Source organism: Dokdonella sp., from assembly GCF_044227025.1.
In the GTDB taxonomy this organism is placed as follows: Bacteria; Pseudomonadota; Gammaproteobacteria; order Xanthomonadales; family Rhodanobacteraceae; genus Dokdonella_A.
In genome coordinates this window covers 152876-173067 of sequence record NZ_JBGAFX010000007.1, presented here as the reverse complement: position 1 = coordinate 173067, position 20192 = coordinate 152876, and the positions used below count along the sequence as shown (strand labels likewise).

The window sequence follows — 20192 nt, the reverse complement described above, 5'->3', positions numbered from 1 at the left end:
CTGGCGGCCCTCAGTTCAGGCGAGCTTGCCGTGGCATTGCTTGAATTTCTTGCCCGATCCGCACGGACACGGATCGTTGCGGCCGACCTTCGGCGCTTCGCGCAGTTGCGGGATGCCGACGCTGGCTTCGGGCGCGGCCTGCGCGATCTCGTCGTCCGCGGCGAAACCGTCCGCTTCGGCGTGCTGGAACTGCATCGTGCGCGCCTGCGCCTCGGCCTGGCGGCGCTGCTGCTGCTCCATCGCCTCGACTTCTTCCTCGCTGCGGATGCGCACGCGCGCGAGCAGCTGCACGATCTCGAACTTGATCCGGTTGAGCATGCCTTCGAACAGCTCGAATGCCTCGCGCTTGAACTCCTGCTTCGGCTGCTTCTGTGCATAGCCGCGCAGGTAGATGCCCTGGCGCAGGTAGTCCATGCTCGAGAGGTGTTCCTTCCAGCCGTTGTCGAGCACGGACAGCATCACGTGCTTCTCGAGTCCGCGCATGACTTCCGAGCCGAGCATCGCCTCCTTCTCGCGCAGCATGCGGTCGGCCAGCGCGAGCACGTGCTCGAGAATGTCGTCGGCGTCGGCATCGGTCTGCTGGTCGAGCCATTGCTGGAGGTCGGTCTGCAGGCCGAATTCGCTCAAGAGCTCGGCCTGCAGTGCGCCGAGCTTCCACTGTTCGTCGACCGAGTCATGCGGCACGTGGCGTCGCACGACGTCGGTGATCACGTCCTGGCGGATCGTCTCGATCGTCGCGGCGACATCGTTGCTGTCGAGCAGCTCGTTGCGCTGCTGGTAGATCACCTTGCGCTGGTCGTTCGCGGTGTCGTCGAACTCGAGCAGGTGTTTGCGGATGTCGAAGTTGTGCGCCTCGACCTTGCGCTGCGCCTTCTCGATCTGGCGGCTGACCATGCGGTCCTGGATCGCATCGTCTTCCTTCATGCCGAACATGCGCATCAGGCGCGCGACGCCCTCGCCCATGAAGATGCGGATCAGGTTGTCTTCGAGCGACAGGTAGAAACGGCTCGATCCCGGGTCGCCCTGGCGGCCGGAGCGGCCACGCAACTGGTTGTCGATGCGGCGCGATTCGTGGCGTTCGGTGCCGATGATGCGCAGTCCACCGAGCGCCAGCACTTCATCGTGGCGCTTCTGCCATTCCGCCTTGACCCTGGCGCGATCGGCTTCCGAGGCATCCTCGCCCAGCGCCTGCAATTCCGCTTCGAGGCTGCCGCCGAGCACGATGTCGGTACCGCGACCGGCCATGTTGGTCGCGATCGTGATCGCCTTCGGCCTGCCCGCCTGCGCGACGATGTGCGCCTCGCGCTCGTGCTGTTTAGCATTCAGGACTTCGTGCGGCACGCCGGCCTTGTTGAGCAGGCCATCGAGCAGCTCGGACATCTCGATCGAGGCCGTGCCGACCAGCACCGGCTGGCCACGCTCGTAACTTTCCTTGATGTCTTCGACGATCGCATCGAATTTCGGCTGCTGCTTCAGGAAAACGACGTCCGCCTCGTCCTTGCGCACCATCGGGCGATGGGTCGGGATCACCACGACCTCGAGGCCGTAGATCGACTGGAATTCGTACGCTTCGGTATCCGCCGTGCCGGTCATGCCGGACAGCTTCTTGTACATGCGGAACAGGTTCTGGAACGTGATCGAGGCGAGCGTCTGGTTCTCGCGCTGGATCGGCACGCCTTCCTTCGCCTCGACCGCCTGGTGCAGGCCGTCGGACCAGCGGCGGCCGGCCAGCGTGCGGCCCGTGAACTCGTCGACGATGATGACTTCGCCATCGCGCACAATGTAGTCGACGTCGCGCTGGTAGATCGCGTTCGCGCGCAGCGCCGCGTTGAGGTGATGCACGACCGCGATGTGCTGCGAATCGTACAGGCCCTCTTCCTCGCCGATGATGCCTTCCTGGCGCAGCAGCTGTTCGGCGTGCTCCATGCCCTCTTCGGACAGGTGCACCTGCTTCTGCTTCTCGTCGACGTAGTAGTCGCCCGGCTCCGGCGCTTCGCCCGGCTTGCTTTCCTTCGCCTGGCGCGTCATGCGCGGCACGATGCGGTTGACCTTGACGTACAGCTGCGGCGACTCGTCCGACGGTCCGGAGATGATCAGCGGGGTGCGCGCTTCGTCGATCAGGATCGAGTCGACTTCGTCGACGATCGCGTAATGCAAACCGCGCTGGTAGCGCTGCTCGGCGGCCTGCGCCATGTTGTCGCGCAGGTAGTCGAAGCCGAACTCGTTGTTGGTGCCGTAGGTGATGTCGGCGGCATAGGCGGCCCGCTTGTCGCCGTGGTCCATGCCCGGCCAGACCACGCCGACGGTCATGCCGAGGAAGCCGTAGACCTTGCCCATCCAGGCCGAGTCGCGCTTGGCGAGATAGTCGTTGACGGTGACGACGTGCACGCCCTTGCCTTCGAGCGCGTTGAGATAGACCGGCAGGGTCGCGACCAGCGTCTTGCCCTCGCCGGTGCGCATCTCGGCGATCTTGCCACTGTGCAGGACCATGCCGCCGATCAGCTGCACGTCGTAGTGACGCAAGCCAAGCACGCGGCGCGCCGCCTCGCGCACGGTCGCAAACGCTTCCGGCAGCAGGCTGTCGAGCGTCGCGCCGGCGGCGAGGCGCTGGCGGAACTCGTCGGTCCTGGCGCGCAGCTCGTCGTCGGAGAGTGCCTGGTACTTCGGTTCGAGCGCATTGATCTGCGCGACGGACTTGCCGAGCTGGCGCAGCACGCGTTCGTTGCGGCTGCCGAAGATGCGCGTCAGGAAACTGTTGAGCATGGAGGGTCTTCGCTTGGGAATTCGGGATGGCCGCACCGGCGCGGATTCCCCGACGGGATTCGTCCGACGGGAACCGGGCCGTGGCCGGCCTGTGACCGCGGAATGGTTCCGCCGGCAACGGCCAAGCCGCCGATGATACGGCGGCGGCGGCCCGGAACAAACCAGTTTGTGGCGCAGGGCCCCGTTTCAAGCGCCGCGGCGGCGCCGGAACCCCTTCAGGCGCGGTTGGCGCGGGTCGACTTCACGTACACCATCGGATTGACGGCGCGGCCGTTGTACCAGACCTCGAAATGGCAATGCGGTCCGGTCGAGCGTCCGGTCGAGCCGACGTTCGCGATCGTCTGTCCCGCATGCACGCGGTCGCCCTCTTTCGCGTCGATCGCCGAATTGTGCGCGTAACGGGTCATGTAGCCGTTGCCGTGATCGATCTCGACCACGTTGCCATACCCGGTGCGCACGCCGGTGAAGGTGACGACGCCGTCGGCGACGGCGGTGACCGGCGTGCCTTCCGGCGCGGAGAAATCAACGCCCATGTGGATCGCCTGGTGGCCGTCGAACGGATCGGAGCGGTCGCCGAAGCCGGAGGCGATGTAACCCTGTGCCACCGGCATTCCGCTCGGCAGCAGCTGGTTGTCGATCTTGCGGTCGCGCAGGAGGTTCTCCAGCACGTCGAGCTGCGCCTGCTGGTGATCAAACTCGGCGCGCAGGTCGTCGATGCCGTTCTGCAGCGGCAGCGGCATCGTGACGCCGGTCGCCGGTTCCTCGGGGCCGCCGACCGCGGGGTCGGCGCCGAAATCGAATTCGCCGTCGTCGAGCTTGCCGACCTGGGTCAGGCGCTCGCCGAGCGCATTGAGGCGCGTCGCCTGGGCTTGCAGCTGGCCGAGCTGGGCGGCGAGCGCGTCGAGGTTGCGGTGCGAGTCCTGGTCGAGGCCAGCGAGCGCGTTGCGCTGGTCGGCCAATGCTGCACGCAATTGCGCGATTTCATGCAAGTCATGCGCGCGCGGGCTGGCGAACAGCCAGGCACCGGCGGCACCGACCGCGATCAGCACGCTCGCACAGGCGCACAATGCGACCGCGAGCAGGCGCGCGTTGCGCCCGCCGAGGTCGATTCGCAATGGCAGTGCGTGCGCGTTGCGGACGATAATGATGTTCATGCTGCTGCGCCGAGTTCGTGTTCGCCATGCCGCCAGGTCGCCGTCCCCATCCCGCTTCCGCCGAAGGCCCACGGCCCGTGACGGAGTGCATCGCCCTCGACGCGCTCGCGGAACGCGCGCGCGTGCTGGATGCGCTGGATGAAAGACTGCGCCGCCTCTTGCCCGCCGCGACCGCGCGCGAGACGCGGCTCGCGGACGTGCGCAACGGGCGGATTGTCTTCCTGGCGTCGAGTCCGACCTGGGCCAGCCGGCTGCGGCTTCATCAAGCCGACCTGCTGGCAGAGGCCCGCACTGCACTCGGCAGTGGCGTCGAACGTTTCGCCGTGAAAGTGGCGCCCTTGCCGACCGTTCCCCCGGAACCGACAAAGCCGAAACCGCTTTCCGACGCCACCGCACGCCATTTGCGAGCGACAGCGACAGTCCTTCAGGACCCGGAACTCGCGGCCCTGTATCTACGTCTGGCGTCCATCGCCACTGATGATTCCAGCTAGGAGCCGGGGCGGCTCCGTTTCCCACCAGCCCCCTGGCGGAGGCCTTCGATTCTTCTTCTGTCCGCCGCGCCGCCCTCCCATGGGCTAGTGGCGGTCATCATCGGGGTAAACCGACTGCGTCCTGCACAGGCCGGCGTCTTTGCGCCGGTCAAGCCGCACCCTACCGGTACCTGTCATTCCATTTCGCGACGCGGTTCGCCGTTCCAATCTCCGGCGCCACGCGGCACGAATGTTTCACACTGCCTGCGCCGGGTGGGCGTAGGAAATCGGTGCCGCGCTTTCGTCCTCGAAGCTGACCTCTTCCCAGGCGCTGGCGTCCGCCAGCAGGGTGCGCAGCAGCTTGTTGTTGAGCTCGTGGCCCGACTTGTAGCCATAGAACGCACCGATCAGGCTGTGTCCCAACAGATACAGGTCACCGATCGCATCGAGGATCTTGTGCTTGACGAACTCGTCCTCGTACCGCAGGCCGTCCTCGTTGAGCACCCGATAGTCGTCGAGCACGATCGCGTTGTCCATCGAACCGCCGAGCGCGAGGTTGCGCTCCCGCAGGTACTCGATGTCGCGCATGAAACCGAACGTGCGCGCGCGGCTGACTTCCTTGACGAACGAGGTGGTCGAGAAATCGATCTCGCTGGTCGAGGTGCGCTTGGTGAACATCGGGTGGTTGAAATCGATCGAGAAGCCGACCTTGAAACCGTCGAACGGCTCAAAGCGGGCCCACTTGTCGCCGTCACGGACGGTGACCGACTTCTTGATGCGGATGAAACGCTTGGCTTTGGCCTGTTCCTCGATTCCCGCCGATTGCAGCAGGAACACGAATGGACCGGCACTGCCGTCCATGATCGGCACTTCCGGCGCCGACAGGTCGACGTAGGCATTGTCGATACCAAGGCCCGCCATCGCCGAGAGCAGATGCTCGACGGTCGCAATGCGGACATCGCCCTTCACGAGCGTCGTGGAGAGACGGGTATCGCCTACGTTTTCGCAACAGGAACGGATATCCACCGGGTTCGGCAGATCGACGCGGCGGAACACGATGCCGGTGTCGACTGTTGCCGGCCGCAAGGTCATGTAGACCTTGTCGCCCGTGTGAAGACCCACGCCTGTCGCTCGGATGATGTTCTTGAGCGTGCGCTGTCTGATCATTTTTATGATGTGCCCCCTGGGGCAGGAGCTGACAAAACGCCGGCGAGGTTAGCACAGCGACGGGGGCGAGAAAAGTTGAGCGACGTATGGAACCCACACCTCGTCGCTTTTTCGCAACACTCGTGCCGGCCATCCCTGTCCCGGACCTCCGTCGTCCGTCGACGACGATGCCCGCCACCATGACGCCACATGATGGCGGGATCTGGGCGGCGATGTGTTCGAAGCATCGCCGCCAGGGGCGCAGCAACGGTCGCTGCACCCGGATGGGAAGCCGGCTGGAAGCCTGCGCTGCGGCAGGCTCCCGACCGGTCAGTCGGCCTGCCGGCGCAGGAACGCCGGGATGTCGAGGTAATCGCCGGAAGCCTCCGGCTGGGCATGTTCGACCGCATGGCGGATCGGCTGGCCGGGAATGCCGAGATAGTCCTCGACGACCTGGCCGGTCGTGCCGTCGCGCTTGACCACGCGCATCGGCGGACGCGAGGAAACCACGGTCTCCCGCTCGCGCTGATCACGCAGCGGCTGGCGCGCAACTGCCCGGTTGAGGCCGGTCGCAACCACGGTGACGCGCACGTCGTCCTTGAGCTCCGGATCGAGCGCGGTGCCAATGACGACCGTCGCGTCCTCGCTGGCGAACTCGTGCACGACCTGGCCGATGTCGTCGAACTCGCGCATCGTGAGGTTGGTGCCCGCGGTGACGTTGACGAGGATGCCGCAGGCGCCGGCGAGATTGACGTCGTCGAGCAACGGGTTGTTGATCGCCGCCTCGGCCGCCGCGACCGCGCGGTCATCGCCGCGCGCCGTGCCGGTGCCCATCATCGCCATGCCCATCTCGGACATGACCGTACGCACATCGGCGAAGTCGACGTTGATGAGGCCGGGACGCGTGATCAGGTCGGCGATGCCCTGCACCGCGCCAAGCAGCACGTCGTTGGCCTGCTTGAAAGCGCTGAGCAGGGTCACGTCGCGACCGAGCACGGTCAGGAGCTTCTCGTTCGGGACCGTGATCAGCGAGTCGCAGTACTGGCCCAGATCCTCGATGCCCTTGAGCGCGACCTGCATGCGCCGACGGCCTTCGAACGGAAACGGCTTGGTCACGACCGCAACGGTCAGGATGCCCATCTCCTTGGCCAGCTGCGCCACCACCGGCGCGGCGCCGGTACCGGTGCCGCCGCCCATGCCGGCGGTGATGAACGCCATGTCGGCGCCCTGCAGCAGTTCGACGATGCGCTCGCGATCCTCGAGCGCGGCCTGACGGCCGACCTCGGGATTCGCGCCCGCGCCAAGGCCCTTGGTCACGTTCGCACCCAGTTGCAGGGTGAACTTCGCGCCGCTGCTCTTGAGCGCCTGCGCGTCGGTGTTGGCGCAGACGAAATCGACGCCATCGACGCCGGCCTGCACCATGTGGCTGACCGCGTTGCCGCCGCCACCGCCCACACCGACGACCTTGATCACCGCATTCGGTGCCATCTTCTCGACGAATTCGAACATTTCCCATCCTCCGCAAGTGGTTGTTGCCTGACTTTCTTATCGTTCCCGGGTCCGTGACCTTCCCGGTCCGGCCCGTCCTGCCGCGGCTGGCGTGCCGTGGCGGTTACCCCTGCCGTCCTCCATGACGGCAGACAACAGACCGGCTTCCATGCCGGACTTCAAACAAAAGCCTCTGCCGTCCTCCGTGACGGCAACGAACAAACCGGCTTCCATGCCGGACTTTCCAACAGGAGCCTCTCGACTCCGTTGTCACTAGAACTCTCCCTTGAACCAGGTCGAAACCCGGCCCCACAAACCGCCGACTGCCGAGGTGCCGGTCGGCGCATGGCGCGCGACCCCACCACGACTGCCGTACAGCAACAGGCCTACGCCGGTTGCCTGCATCGGACTTGCGACGACGTCGGCAAGGCCCGTCACGTGCTGCGGCGTGCCGAGGCGCACCGGCATGTGGAACAACTCCTCGGCAAGATCGAGCGCACCTTCCATGCGCGCCGCGCCACCCGTCAGCACGATGCCGGCACGCACCAGCTCCTCGCGTCCGCTCCGGCGCAGGTCGGCCTGCACCATCTCGAAGATTTCCTCGTAGCGTGGCTGCACCGCCTCGGCGAGGTTCTGTCGCGCCAGCCGACGCGGCGGCCGGTCGCCCACGCTCGGTACCTGGATCGTCTCTTCCGCGTGCGCGAGCTGCGCCAGCGCGCAGGCGTAACGCACCTTGAGCTCCTCCGCATGCGCGGTCGGCGTGCGCATCAGGTGCGCGATGTCGCTGGTCACCTGGTCGCCGCCGATCGCGAGCGAGGTGGTGTGGCGCAACGCGCCGCCCGTGTAGATCGCGATATCGGTGGTGCCGGCGCCGATGTCGACCAGGCACACGCCCAGCTCGCGTTCGTCCTCGGTGAGTACCGCGCGCGCTGACGCGACCGCAGCCGGCAACAGCTCGTCGACCTGCAGGCCGCAGCGGTTGATGCACTTGGTGATGTTCTGGATCGCGCTCGCCGCACCGGTGACCAGGTGCACGTTCGCTTCCAGGCGCACGCCGGACATGCCGACCGGATGGCGGATGCCTTCCTGGCCGTCGATCAGGTATTCCTGCGGTTCGCGATACAGCACGCTGCGATCGGCCGGAATCGCGATTGCGCATGCGGAGGTCAGCACCGCGTCGAGATCGGCGCCACTGACTTCCTTGTCGCGGATCGGCGCGGTGCCGTGCGAGTTCTCGTCCTTGATGTGGCTGCCGGCGATCGACGCGTAGACCGAACGGATCTGGCAGCCGGCCATCAGCTCCGCTTCCTCGACCGCGCGCTGGATCGAATGCACGGTCGACTCGATGTCGACCACCACGCCGCGCTTGAGTCCATGCGCCGGGTGCGAGCCGATGCCGATGATCTCGACTGCCTCTCCCGGCGTATGCTCGCCGACGATCGAAACGATCTTCGACGTACCGACATCGAGACCGACGATCAGGTTTTTTTCGCTCTTGCGGTTCATGGCAGGCCGGGAATCGGGAATCGGGAATCGGGAGTCGCAACAGCCGCGAAGCGCAGCGAGGCGAACGACGTCATCGGGTCAATCGAGAACGGATGCGAAACGGATCGGGAAGAGGCGGTCTGTGCCTGGCCATTCCCAGTTCCCGATTCCCCATTCCCCGCCGGCGTCGGCGCCGCCCAGCGCATCGAGAACCCGTTCGCGTAGCGCAGGTCGACGTAAGCAGGCGGCTGCGGATGCGCACCGGCGAGACGCGGCCAGACGTCGAGGAACCGTTGCAGGCGCGCTGGCGCGTCGCTGCGTCCGAGTTCGATGACGGTGCCGGATACCAGCTCGATGCGCCAGCCGCCGCGCGGCGACAGCGCGACCGCATCGATGACGAGACCACTGCCGGAGAATTCGCGTTGGCTGTCGGCGTAGAAGCGCAGCACGTCATCAAGGCGATCGTCAGGGCCTGCGAGCCGCGGCAGGCCCTGCAAGCCTTCGGCACCGGCGACACTGAACAGGCGGCCCTGGCGGTTGACCAGGCGTTGCCCGCTCCAGCGCGCATACGGCTGCTGTTCGTAGATGAGCAGGTCGACCGTGTCGGGCCAGCGCTTGCGCACTTCCGCGCGCTCGACCCACGGCAGCTTCGCCAGCGCGTCGCGCACGTTGTCGAGGTCGAGCGCGAAGAAGCCCTTGCCGAGCTGCGGTTGTGCGGCGGCGCGAATCTGCTCGGCACTGACGTGGTTGAACTCGGCGCTCACGCTGAGTTTGGTCACCGGCCAGCGATCGCTCGCGAACCAGCCGTTCAGCACGCCGAGGATCGGCAATGCGACGAGCGTCAGCGCGATGCCCCAGGCGAGCAGTTTGGCGGCCACGCCACCTTTCATGGCGCGCCTCCGCCGGGTGGCGATTGATGATCGGTGATTGGCCGAGCGGAGCTCTTGCCCGTCTTTTCGGAATCTCCAATCACGAATCCCGGGTCACGGCTCAAACTTGTTTCGAGCACGCGCCAGCACAGTTCCTCGAAGCCGATGCCGACCGTGCCTGCCGCTTTCGGCACCAGCGAGTGGCTGGTCATGCCCGGCGCGGTATTCACTTCGAGCAGGTAGTTGCGGCCTTCGCGGTCGCGCATCACATCGACGCGACCCCAGCCGGCGCATCCGGCGGCATCGAACGCGGCGAGCGCGAGCGCGCGGATCTCCGTCTCTGCCGCGCCGTCGAGGCCGGGGCAAATGTACTGCGTGTCCTCGGCGACGTACTTGGCGTGGTAGTCGTAGAAAGCGCCCTTCGGCACGATGCGGATCGATGGCAGTGCTTCGCCGGCAAGAATGCCGACTGTCAGCTCGTCGCCGACGATCATTTCCTCGACAAGCAAATCGCCCGCATAGCGGGCCGCGAGTTCGGCGGCCGCGTCGAGATCGGAGTCGCGGAACACGCGCGACACGCCGACGCTGGAACCTTCGCAGGCCGGCTTCACGATCACCGGCAGGCCGAGTTTCGCGGCGGCCGCGTGCACGTCGGCGCTGCCACCGGCACGCTTGCGCAGGGCGACGAAACGCGGCGTCGGCAGGCCTTCGGCAATCCATACCTGCTTGGTGCGCACCTTGTCCATCGACAGTGCCGAGCCGAGCACGCCCGAGCCGGTGTAGGGCACGTGCAACGAATCGAGCGCGCCCTGCAGGACTCCGTCCTCGCCGCCGCCGTTCTGGCCATGCAGGATGTTGAACACGCGTGCGTAGTGCCCGGCGCGCAAGGCATCGAGCAGAGCCGGGATGCCGTCGACCGCATGCGCATCGACACCCTTCGCGCGCAGTGCGGCGAGCACGTTGCGGCCCGAATCGAGCGAGACCTCGCGCTCGGCGGACTGGCCGCCCATCACCACCGCGACGCGGCCAAACGCCGCCGGATCGATGATCTTCATGCAGCGCCTCGCGATTTCAGGTGACCCGCGTGGGCCAGTTCATTCGCCGCAGCGCCGATGTCGCCCGCGCCGAGCAGCAACAACAGGTCGCCGTCGCGCAGCAGCGGCGGCAACGCGCCTGCGAGGTCCCGTGGATGTTCGACCAGCACCGGATCGACCTTGCCGCGCGCACGCACCGCGCGCGCAAGTGCGCGGCCGTCGGCATTCGCGATCGGCGCCTCGCCGGCGGGATAGACCTCGGTCAGCACGAGCACGTCGGCCTCGGCGAGCACCTTGGCGAAGTCATCGAGCAGATCGCGCGTGCGCGAGTAGCGATGCGGCTGGAACGCGGCGACCAGGCGGCGCTCGGGCCAACCGGCGCGCGCCGCGGCGAACACGGCGGCGAGTTCGCGCGGATGATGACCGTAGTCGTCGACGAGCAGGGCGCTGCCCTGGTCGAGGCGCAGCTCGCCACGCAACTGGAAGCGGCGACCGACGCCCTGGAACTGCGCGAGCGCGTGCTGCATTGCCTCCGGCGGCACGCCAAGCTGCCAGCCGACCGCACACGCCGCGAGAGCGTTCAGAACATTGTGTCGACCCGGCAGGTTCAGACGCACCGCGAACGCCGGACCGCCTTCGGGCAGGTGCAAGGTGAATTCGGTCGCACTGCCCTGCTGGCGCACGTCGGAGGCACGCACGTCCGCCGGGACATCGCCGGTGGCGTTGTCGATGCCGTAAGTGAGCACGCGCCGATTGCTCTCGTCTGCCAGCAGCGCAACCTCCGGGTCATCGATGCACAACACGGCGACGCCGTAGAACGGCAGCCGGTGCAGGAAATCGCGGAACGCCTTCTTCACGCGCTCGAAATCGCCGTCGTAGTTCTCGAGATGGTCGGCGTCGATGTTGGTGACGATCGCGATCACCGGCGACAGCAGCAGGAAGGAGCCGTCCGACTCGTCCGCTTCCGCGACCAGGTATTCGCCGGTGCCGAGGCGCGCGTTCGCGCCGGCCGCGATCAACTGGCCGCCGATGACGAAGGTCGGATCGAGTCCGGCCTCGGCGAGCACGCTCGCGGTGAGGCTGGTCGTGGTGGTCTTGCCGTGCGTGCCGGCAACGGCGATGCCGCGCCGGAAGCGCATCAGTTCGCCGAGCATTTCCGCGCGTGGCACGACGGGGATGCGCCGTTCACGCGCGGCGACCAGTTCCACGTTGTCCGGGCGGATCGCACTCGACACGACCAGCACGTCGGCTTCCGCGACGTTGGCGGCGTCGTGGCCGCGATCGATGCGTGCTCCGAGGCCGGCGAGGCGGCGCGTGGTGGCGTTGTCGGCCTTGTCCGAGCCGGATACGGAATAGCCGAGGTTGCACAACACCTCGGCGATGCCGCTCATGCCGACGCCACCGATGCCGACGAAATGCACGCGGCGGAAGTCCTGCATGATGTCGCCGTGCTGCTTGAGGCGATTCAGTGTCATGCACCGGCCTCCAGGCAGATCTCCGCGATGCGACGCGCGGCGTCAGGCTTGGCCAGCGCGCGTGCAGCATTCGCCATGCGCAACAGGCGCGTGCGCTCGCCAACTTCCTCGAAGGCGGTACCGAGGCGCTTGACGAAATCGTCGCCTTCGGCGACGAGGCGTGCGGCACCGGCCGAAACCATCGCCTGTGCATTCTTCGTCTGGTGGTCGTCGACCGCGTTCGGATATGGCACGAGGATCGCCGGCACGCCAGCCGCCGCGAGTTCGGCCAGGGTCAACGCACCGGAACGGCAGATCACGAGATCGGCCCACGCGTAGGCTGCGGCCATGTCGTCCTCGAACGGGACCACATCCGCTTCGATGCCGGCATTCATGTAGGCCGCGCGCGCCTTGTCGAAATGCCGGGTTCCACACTGATGGCGCACCGACACCGCCAGGCGCGCGCCGCGTCGGCGCAGCACTTCGGGCAGCGCCGCATTCAGGCTTTGCGCGCCCTGACTGCCGCCGAGCACGAGCAGGCGCAACGGCCCTTCGCGGCCGGCGTAGCGCTGCGCGGGCGGCACGACCGCGGCGATCGAAGCGCGCACTGGATTGCCGACCCATTCGCCGCGCGGAAACACGTCGGCGAAACCGGTCAGCACCCGTTGCGCACGACGGGCGAGCAGGCGGTTGGTCATGCCGGCGATCCGGTTCTGCTCGTGCACGATGAGCGGCACCTTCGCCAGCTGCGCCGCGATGCCGCCGGGTGCTGCTGCATAGCCGCCCATCGAGATCGCGCAGCGCGGCGCATGCTGCCTGAGCAGGTTGCGTGCGACGGCGACGCCGCGCGCAAGGCGGAACGGCATCGCCAGCTTGGTCACGAGACCCTTGCCACGCAGACCGCCGATCGGCAGCGTCTCCAGCCGCAGCCGATGCCGCGGCACCAGTTGCGTCTCGAGGCCACCAACCGCGCCGAACCAGACCACCGGGATCTTGCGCGCGACGAGTTCGTCGGCGACCGCAAGCCCCGGGAAGATGTGTCCACCAGTGCCACCGGCCATGATGAGCACGGGGCCCTCGCGGTTGGCGACCGGCGCGCTCATGCGACAACCTCGCGCGCACGGCGCTCGTTGACCAGTTGCATCATCGCGTTGTCGGCGCGCGTGACTTCGTAGCTGACGCGCACCAGCAAGCCGATCGCCGCGCACGTCATCATCACGCTCGAACCGCCCGAGCTGATCAAAGGCAGGGTCAAGCCCTTGGTCGGCAGCACGCCGAGGTTCACTCCGATCGACACCAGCGCCTGCAGCGCGAGCATCAGCGACACCCCGAACGCGCAGTAGCCGGCGAAGTGGCGGTTCTGTTCCACCGCGCGCACGCCGATCACGAAGCCGCGCCCGACCAGCCACGCGAACAGCGCGAGCACGACCACGATGCCGGCCAGGCCGAGTTCCTCGGCCAGTACGGCGAGGATGAAATCGGTGTGCGCTTCCGGCAGGTAGAACAGCTTTTGCACGGAAGCGCCGAGGCCGACACCGAACCATTCGCCACGACCGATCGCGATCAGCGCCTGGGTCAGCTGAAACCCGTCCTTGAACGGATCGGCCCATGGATCGAGGAACGAGGTCAGGCGCTTGACGCGATAGTCCTGGCTCATCGCGAGCGCTGCCAGCACCGGCAACGCGCACGCACCGAGCAAGGTCAGGTTGCGCAGGCGCGCACCGCCGAGCCAGACCATGCCGAGCGTGACCGCCATCAGCAGCGTGGCCGAACCAAAATCCGGCTGCGCGAGCAGCAGTCCGGCAAAGATCGCCGCGATGCCGAGCGGCTTCACCACACCGAGCAGCTTCGTCTGCAGGCCTTCGCGATGGCGCACGAGGTAGCTCGCCATGTACACGACCAGCAGGATCTTGACGGCCTCCACCGACTGGAAGCCGATGATGCCGAAGCGGATCCAGCGTCGCGCGCCGTTCACGCGCACGCCGATGAACGGCACGAACACCAGCAGCAGCAATACGGTGCCGCAGAGCAGCAGCGGTAGCGCATTGCGCTCCAGCCAGGCCAGTTCGATGCGCGTCATCACCAGCGCCGCGACCAGGCCGAGGGCGAGGAATACGAGGTGGCGATAAAGGAAATAGAACGCCCCTATGTGCTGGCCGTCGGCGACCGCGATCGAACTCGACGCGACCATGACCACGCCGAGGCTGGCGAGCAGCATCGCCGCGACGATCAAGCCGAGGTCATAGCGACCCTTGGCGTCGCCATGGCGGGTCGCCTGCTGGTCGTCGTTGCTGAAGTCGAAGAGCAGCATCAGCGCACCTTCAACGTGGCGAGGCCGATCAGCACCAGCACCACGCTGATGATCCAGAAACGCACGATCACGCGCGGCTCCGGCCAGCCCTTGAGTTCGAAGTGGTGGTGGATCGGCGCCATCCGGAAGATGCGCTTGCCGGTCAGCTTGAAGCTCGCGACCTGCAACATCACCGACACCGTTTCCATCACGAACACGCCGCCCATGATCAGCAGCACGACTTCCTGCCGCACGATCACGGCGACACAACCGAGCGCCGCGCCGATCGCCAGCGCACCGATGTCTCCCATGAACACCTGCGCCGGATAGGTGTTGAACCAGAGGAAACCGAGACCGGCACCACCGAGCGCACTGCAGAAGATCGCCAATTCTCCCGCGCCGGGAATCGCAGGGATGCCCAGATACTCGGAGAACACCTTGTTGCCGGCGAGATAGGCGAACACGCCAAGCGCGGTCGATACCAGCACGCTCGGCATGATCGCGAGTCCGTCGAGGCCATCGGTGAGGTTCACCGCATTCGAGAAACCGACCACGATGAAATACGCGAGTCCGATGAACACCACGGCGCCGAGGCCGCTCAACCAGGGCGACGCCGCCATCAGCGTGGCGGCATGCCCGAGCGGGACCTGCACGTGCTTGATCAGTGGCAGGTAGAACGTGGTCGCCGCCGGCGTGTCGGCGCTGAAATAGAGGTACAGCGCGACGCCGAGACCGAACACCGATTGCCAGAAGTACTTCCAGCGCGCGGCGAGGCCGCGGCTGTCCTTGAGCACCAGCTTCTTGTAGTCGTCGTAGAAACCGATCGCGCCGAACGCGATCGTGACGCCAAGCACGAGCCAGACGTAACGATTGCGCAGGTCCGCCCACAGCAGGGTCGAGACCGCGACCGAGGCGATGATGAGCACGCCACCCATGGTCGGCGTGCCGGCCTTGCTCAGATGCGACTGCGGACCATCGCTGCGAATGACCTGGCCGGCCTTCAGCGCGGCCAGCTTGCGGATGATTGCGGGCCCGGCCAGCAGCGACACCGCCAGCGCGGTCAGCGTGCCCATGATCGCGCGGAACGTCAGGTACTGGAACAGGTGGAATCCGCTGATCCATCCCTTCAGCAGCTCGGCGAGCTCAAGCAGCATGACGTTCGCCTCCGTTGCCGTCTGCATCGCCGTGCAACGCCTTGACGACGCGCTCCATCGCCGACGAGCGCGAACCCTTGACCAGCAAAACAACGCCGGCGCGCAGTTCCGCGCGCAAGGCTTCGACCAGCTGCGCCTGTTCGGCGAAGTGCTGCGCGCCGCCACCGAAGGCTTCGACCGCGGCGCGACTGAGCCGGCCGACCGCGCGCAGGCGCTGGATGCCGCTGCGCTTGGCAAGCGCACCTATGTCCGCATGCAGGCGCTCCGCATCGGTGCCGAGTTCGGCCATGTCGCCCATCACCAGCACGCGTTCGCCGGGTTCGGCCGCGAGCGTCGCGATTGCCGCGGCGAACGAACCGGGATTGGCGTTGTAGCTGTCGTCGATGACGATCGCGCCTGATGCATGCAGCTGGCGCGCGAGCCGGCCATCGACCACCGGCGCGGCTTCGAGGCCGGCCTTGATCGTGGCCAGCGGCACGCCGAGCGCGAGCGCGAGCGCACTCGCGGCCAGCGCATTCATCACGTTGTGGCGGCCACGCAGCGGCAGCGCGATTTCCGCCGCGCCGGCCGGCGCGAGCAGGCGGAAGCAGCCGTCGTTGCCGGCGTCGAGCTCGAGGTTCGCGCTGACATCGGCGCGCCGCAGCAGGCCGAACCGCAGTGTGCGGCGCGTGCCCGCGAGCAGGGTGAAGTAGTCGGCGAACGCATCGTCCGCGTTGATCACCGCGACGCCGTCGTTGGGCAGCGCGCGGTAGATCGCGCCCTTGGTTTCGGCCACGCCCTGCAGCGAGCCCATGCGTTCCAGATGCGCGGCGGCGACATTGTTGACCAGCGCGACATTCGGCCGCGCGATGCGCGCGAGGTAGGCGATGTCGCCCGGCTTGCCGGCGCCCATCTCGACCACCGCGTACTCGGTGTCGGCCGGCATCGCCAACAGGGTCAGCGGCAGGCCGACTTCGTTGTTGAGGTTGCCGGCATTGACGTGGGTGCGGCCGTGGCGCGCGAGGATCGAGGCGAGCAGCGTCTTGACCGTGGTCTTGCCGTTCGAGCCGGTGATGCCGATCACGCGCGCATGGCTGCGCGTGCGCAGCATGCGTGCGATTTCGCCGAGCGCCACCAGCGTGTCGGCGACGACCACCTGCGGCACGTCGAGCGGCAACGCGCGCTCGACCAGCAGCGCCACAGCGCCGTTCGCGCGCGCGGCGTCGGCGTAGTCGTGCGCGTCGTGGCGCTCGCCGCGCAAGGCGACGAACAGCGCGCCCGCTGCGGGCGAGCGACTGTCGATCGATACCGCATCGAACGCGATGTCATCGCCCTGCAGGCGACCACCGGTCCAGCGTGCAACGTCGGCGAGGCGCAGGTTCAGCATGGGCGGGCCTCCAGCGCATGCCGCGCAACGTCGAAATCGTCGAACGGAACGCGCATGCCGGCGACTTCCTGGTAAGGCTCATGGCCCTTGCCCGCGACCAGCACCACGTCGCCGGGCCGGGCCGATGCAATGGCGAGCGCAATCGCGGCGGCGCGGTCGCGCTCGATCGTCGCGCGCTGTGGAAACCGCAGACCGGCGACGATCTGCTCGACGATCAGGTCGCCATCCTCGCCACGCGGATTGTCGTCGGTGACGAGGATGCGATCGGCGAGCGACTCGGCGATCGCGCCCATCTGCGGGCGCTTGCCCGCGTCGCGCTCGCCACCACAACCGAATACGCAGACCAGGCGCCCGCTGCAATGCGCGCGCAGGCTGGTGAGCGCCTGTTCGAGCGCATCCGGCGTATGCGCGTAGTCGACCACGACGAGCGGCTGCGCGCCTTCGCCACCGAGCCGGCTCATGCGACCGGCGACCGGATCGAGCACGGCGAGCGCGGCGCGGATCGCGTCGAAGGAAAGTCCGAGACGGCCGAGGCAGGCGGCGACCGCTAGCAGGTTCGACACGTTGAACCGCCCGAGCAGGCGGGTCGCGACATCTCCTTCGCCCCACGGCGTGACGAGGCGGAAATGCAGGCCGGATGCGCGCGTTTCGACCGCGCGCGCGACGACGTCCGCATCGTCGCGTTCGACGCCGTAGCCTACGCATTCGACGCCCGCGGCGAGCGTCGCCACCAGCACACGCCCGAACGCATCGTCGACGTTGATGATCGCCGCCCCGAGTTCGGGCCACGCGAACAGGCGCTGCTTGGCCGCGCCGTACTCGGCCATCGTGCCGTGGTAGTCGAGGTGGTCGCGGGTCAGGTTGGTGAACACCGCGAGCTCGAACGCGACCGCATTGACGCGGCCCTGGTCGAGCGCGTGGGAGGACACTTCCATCGCAACATGGCTCGCGCCCTCGTCGCGGAATTCCGCCAGCAATCCATGCACGGCGATCGCATCCGGCGTGGTGCGCTCGCCCGCGCGAATCGCGCCGTGCAGCCCCGCGCCGAGCGTGCCGATCGTCGCTGCACGATGCCCAGCCTGCTGCAGCGCCTGCGCCAGCAGTTGCACGGTCGAGGTCTTGCCATTGGTGCCGGTGACGCCGACCACATGCAGGGCTTGCGAAGGCTCGCCGAAGAAGCGCGATGCGATCGCGCCGACCTGTTCGCGCAGCCCGTCGATCCAGATCACCGGCGCGCCGTCAGGGTGGCGCACGTCGGACGCGGACGCTGCGATGCCTGCCGTGTCGGCCAGGACCACCGCTGCGCCACGCGCCGACGCCGCCGGGGCAAACGTGATGCCGTGCGCATGCGCACCGGCAAGGGCAACGAACGCGTCGTCGGCAACGACGCGGCGTGAATCGAGGGCCAGGCCGCGCACGACGATGTCGCCGCTCGCGCCGGCGTCGGCCCGACCCTGCAACAATTCGCGCACGCACATGCTTCGCTGGTTCATTCCGGCACACCCTCCGAGTAGTCCGGCTCAGCTTGCGCGCCATCGGGCGCCCGCCGTCCGGTGCGTACGGTGGGCCCGGAATCGGGCGTCGCGGTGTACCAGTTCTGGACATCGTCGGGCGGCACGTCGAGCAGGCGCAGCGCACCGTCCATGACCTTGCTGAAGACCGGGGCGGAAACCAGCGCGCCGTAGTAGGCGCCCTGCGGATCGTGGATCACGACCACTCCGACCAGCCGCGGCTCGCTCGCAGGCACCATGCCGGCGAACAGCGAGATGTATTTCTTCTGGTAGCCACCGCCGATCGCGGTGCGCGAGGTGCCGGTCTTGCCGGCAACGCGGTAGTTGGTGATCGCGGCCTTGACGCCGCCACCGGGCGGACGCACGACGGTCTCCAGCATCCCGCGCAGGGTCGCGGCGATCTGCGGATCGATCACCGCGCGATCCTGCGCCTGCGCACCCTTGACGAACGTCGGCGCGCGCAGGCGGCCATCGTTGGCGAGCGCAGCGTAGCCTTGCGCAAGCTGCAACGGCGTCACGCTGAGGCCGTAGCCGTACGCGATCGTCGCCTGCTCGACCGGTCCCCAGTTCTTCGCGATCGGCAGGTTGCCCGGCGATTCGCCCGGGAAGCCGCAACCGGTCACTTCGCCGAAGCCGAAGCGATGGAACACATCGTACATTTCGTCGCGCCCCAGCGTCGCGGCGATCTTCGCGGCACCGACGTTGCTGGAATAGGTGATGACGCCGGTGACGTCGATCAGGCCCTTGTTGTGCACATCGCTGATGGTGTGACCGTACAGCGTGTAGGTACCAGGCGAGGTGTCGATCGGCGTGTGCGGCTTCCACTTGCCGGTCTCGAGCGCGGCGGAGATCGTGAACGCCTTCATCGTCGATCCCGGCTCGACCACGTCGGTCGCGGCGCGATTGCGCCGATACGCCGGGTCGACGTTGCCGCGCGCGTTAGGATTGAACGACGGCTGGTTGACCATGGCGAGGATCTCGCCGGTCGGCACATCGAGGATCACCATCGAACCGGACGACGCGCGGTGCTCGACCAGCGCGGCCTTGAGCTCGCGGTAGGCCAGGTACTGGATGCGCCGGTCGATCGAAATCGTGAGATCGCGGCCCGGCTTTGCCTCGCGCACCAGCTCGACATTCTCGACCTCGTGGCCGAGGCGGTCGCGGATCACGCGCTTGATGCCCTTCTCGCCGGCCAGCCATTGGTCGAACGCGAGCTCCAGCCCTTCCTGGCCTGCGTCGTCGATATTGGTGAAGCCGAGCACGTGGCCGATGACTTCGCCGCTGGGATAGTAGCGGCGGAACTCGCGCTGGCTCGAAACGCCCGGAATGCCGAGATCGAGCACCGCCTGCGCGTCGTCGGGATTGAGGTGGCGCTTGATGTAGTAGAACTCCTTGTCGGAGCGCTCCACGAGACGCTCCTTCAACGAATCCTCGTCGAGACCGGTCGCCTTGGCCAGATCCGGGATACGCTCGGCGTGCTCGAGCAGTTCCATCGGGTTCGCCCAGATCGACTCCACCGGCGTCGACACCGCAAGCGGCTCGCCATTGCGGTCGAAGATCGTGCCACGCGAGACCGGGATGTCGATGTCACGCAGATAGCGCGCGTCGCCCTGCTCCTGATAGAAATCCTTGCGCACGACCTGCAGGTCGACCGCACGCACGACCAGCGCGCTCGAAGCGAGGCCGAGCACGGCCAGCACGACATACAGCCGCGTGCGCGTGTTGGCCGGTTTCGTGCGCGCGTTCACCGCTTGATCACCATCGTTTCCGCAGGTCCCGGCGAGACCATGCCGAGGCGGCCGCGCGCGATCTGATCGATACGGTTGTTCTCGGCCCAGGTCGCCTGTTCGAGTTGCAGGCGGCCGAATTCGAAATTGAGGTTGTCGCGCTCATTGCCGAGGCGGCTCAACTCGACGAAGGCCAGTCGGCTCTGCTGGCGCGCGTAGACGACGCCGATCGCGCTCGCGATCGTTGCCGCCAGCAGTACCGCGAGGGCGAGGGAGCGCAG

At 67.3% G+C, this 20192-nt stretch carries 16 protein-coding genes; 1 reads left to right on the top strand and 15 read right to left on the bottom strand.

Annotation, left to right across the window (positions count from 1 at the left end; genetic code table 11):
- Positions 1-15: 15 nt before the first annotated feature.
- Together secA and ACILRJ_RS16455 are read right to left on the bottom strand one after the other, a co-directional pair.
- Entirely contained in the window at positions 16-2763 is a 2748-nt protein-coding gene (gene secA, locus ACILRJ_RS16460; RefSeq protein ID WP_395684294.1) for a preprotein translocase subunit SecA, read from the bottom strand.
- Between the two features lie 215 nt (positions 2764-2978).
- The gene (locus ACILRJ_RS16455; protein ID WP_395684293.1) at positions 2979-3917 is read right to left on the bottom strand and encodes a peptidoglycan DD-metalloendopeptidase family protein; all 939 of its coding nucleotides are present in this window, start codon (positions 3915-3917) and stop codon (positions 2979-2981) included.
- 77 nt (positions 3918-3994) lie between these two features.
- Here ACILRJ_RS16455 and ACILRJ_RS16450 point away from each other — a divergent pair, with 77 nt between their 5' ends.
- Positions 3995-4408 carry a DciA family protein gene (locus tag ACILRJ_RS16450; RefSeq protein ID WP_395684292.1) on the top strand — a complete coding sequence of 138 codons (414 nt, stop codon included), beginning with the start codon at positions 3995-3997 and terminating at the stop codon, positions 4406-4408.
- A gap of 234 nt (positions 4409-4642) precedes the next feature.
- Here the strand turns inward: ACILRJ_RS16450 and lpxC are convergent, their stop codons facing one another.
- The 13 genes from lpxC to ftsL form a co-directional block, all read right to left on the bottom strand.
- A complete protein-coding gene (gene lpxC, locus ACILRJ_RS16445) occupies positions 4643-5554 on the bottom strand; it encodes a UDP-3-O-acyl-N-acetylglucosamine deacetylase (RefSeq protein WP_395684291.1) in 912 nt (303 codons plus the stop codon).
- 309 nt (positions 5555-5863) lie between these two features.
- On the bottom strand, positions 5864-7042 hold the full coding sequence (ftsZ, locus tag ACILRJ_RS16440) for a cell division protein FtsZ (RefSeq protein WP_395684290.1): 1179 nt from the start codon (positions 7040-7042) through the stop codon (positions 5864-5866).
- Positions 7043-7294: 252 nt separating this feature from the next.
- Positions 7295-8527 carry a cell division protein FtsA gene (gene ftsA, locus ACILRJ_RS16435; protein WP_395684289.1) on the bottom strand — a complete coding sequence of 411 codons (1233 nt, stop codon included), beginning with the start codon at positions 8525-8527 and terminating at the stop codon, positions 7295-7297.
- A complete protein-coding gene (locus ACILRJ_RS16430; protein WP_395684288.1) occupies positions 8524-9396 on the bottom strand; it encodes a cell division protein FtsQ/DivIB in 873 nt (290 codons plus the stop codon). The genes ftsA and ACILRJ_RS16430 overlap by 4 nt, the downstream gene beginning before the upstream one ends.
- The gene (locus tag ACILRJ_RS16425) at positions 9393-10430 is read right to left on the bottom strand and encodes a D-alanine--D-alanine ligase (protein ID WP_395684287.1); all 1038 of its coding nucleotides are present in this window, start codon (positions 10428-10430) and stop codon (positions 9393-9395) included. Before ACILRJ_RS16425 ends, ACILRJ_RS16430 begins: the two co-directional genes overlap by 4 nt.
- Entirely contained in the window at positions 10427-11884 is a 1458-nt protein-coding gene (gene murC, locus ACILRJ_RS16420; protein WP_395684286.1) for a UDP-N-acetylmuramate--L-alanine ligase, read from the bottom strand. Before murC ends, ACILRJ_RS16425 begins: the two co-directional genes overlap by 4 nt.
- The gene (gene murG / locus ACILRJ_RS16415) at positions 11881-12966 is read right to left on the bottom strand and encodes an undecaprenyldiphospho-muramoylpentapeptide beta-N-acetylglucosaminyltransferase (protein WP_395684285.1); all 1086 of its coding nucleotides are present in this window, start codon (positions 12964-12966) and stop codon (positions 11881-11883) included. The genes murC and murG overlap by 4 nt, the downstream gene beginning before the upstream one ends.
- The gene (ftsW, locus tag ACILRJ_RS16410; RefSeq protein WP_395684284.1) at positions 12963-14174 is read right to left on the bottom strand and encodes a putative lipid II flippase FtsW; all 1212 of its coding nucleotides are present in this window, start codon (positions 14172-14174) and stop codon (positions 12963-12965) included. The genes murG and ftsW overlap by 4 nt, the downstream gene beginning before the upstream one ends.
- Entirely contained in the window at positions 14174-15307 is a 1134-nt protein-coding gene (gene mraY, locus ACILRJ_RS16405; protein WP_395684389.1) for a phospho-N-acetylmuramoyl-pentapeptide-transferase, read from the bottom strand. The genes ftsW and mraY overlap by 1 nt, the downstream gene beginning before the upstream one ends.
- Positions 15297-16673 (bottom strand): UDP-N-acetylmuramoyl-tripeptide--D-alanyl-D-alanine ligase, encoded by a 1377-nt coding sequence (gene murF / locus ACILRJ_RS16400; RefSeq protein ID WP_395684283.1) that lies wholly within the window; start codon positions 16671-16673, stop codon positions 15297-15299. Before murF ends, mraY begins: the two co-directional genes overlap by 11 nt.
- Entirely contained in the window at positions 16667-18166 is a 1500-nt protein-coding gene (locus tag ACILRJ_RS16395; RefSeq protein WP_395684282.1) for a UDP-N-acetylmuramoyl-L-alanyl-D-glutamate--2,6-diaminopimelate ligase, read from the bottom strand. The genes murF and ACILRJ_RS16395 overlap by 7 nt, the downstream gene beginning before the upstream one ends.
- Complete coding sequence (locus tag ACILRJ_RS16390; protein ID WP_395684281.1) at positions 18163-19932, bottom strand: peptidoglycan D,D-transpeptidase FtsI family protein; 1770 nt, start codon at positions 19930-19932, stop codon at positions 18163-18165. The genes ACILRJ_RS16395 and ACILRJ_RS16390 overlap by 4 nt, the downstream gene beginning before the upstream one ends.
- Complete coding sequence (gene ftsL / locus ACILRJ_RS16385; protein ID WP_395684388.1) at positions 19929-20192, bottom strand: cell division protein FtsL; 264 nt, start codon at positions 20190-20192, stop codon at positions 19929-19931. The genes ACILRJ_RS16390 and ftsL overlap by 4 nt, the downstream gene beginning before the upstream one ends.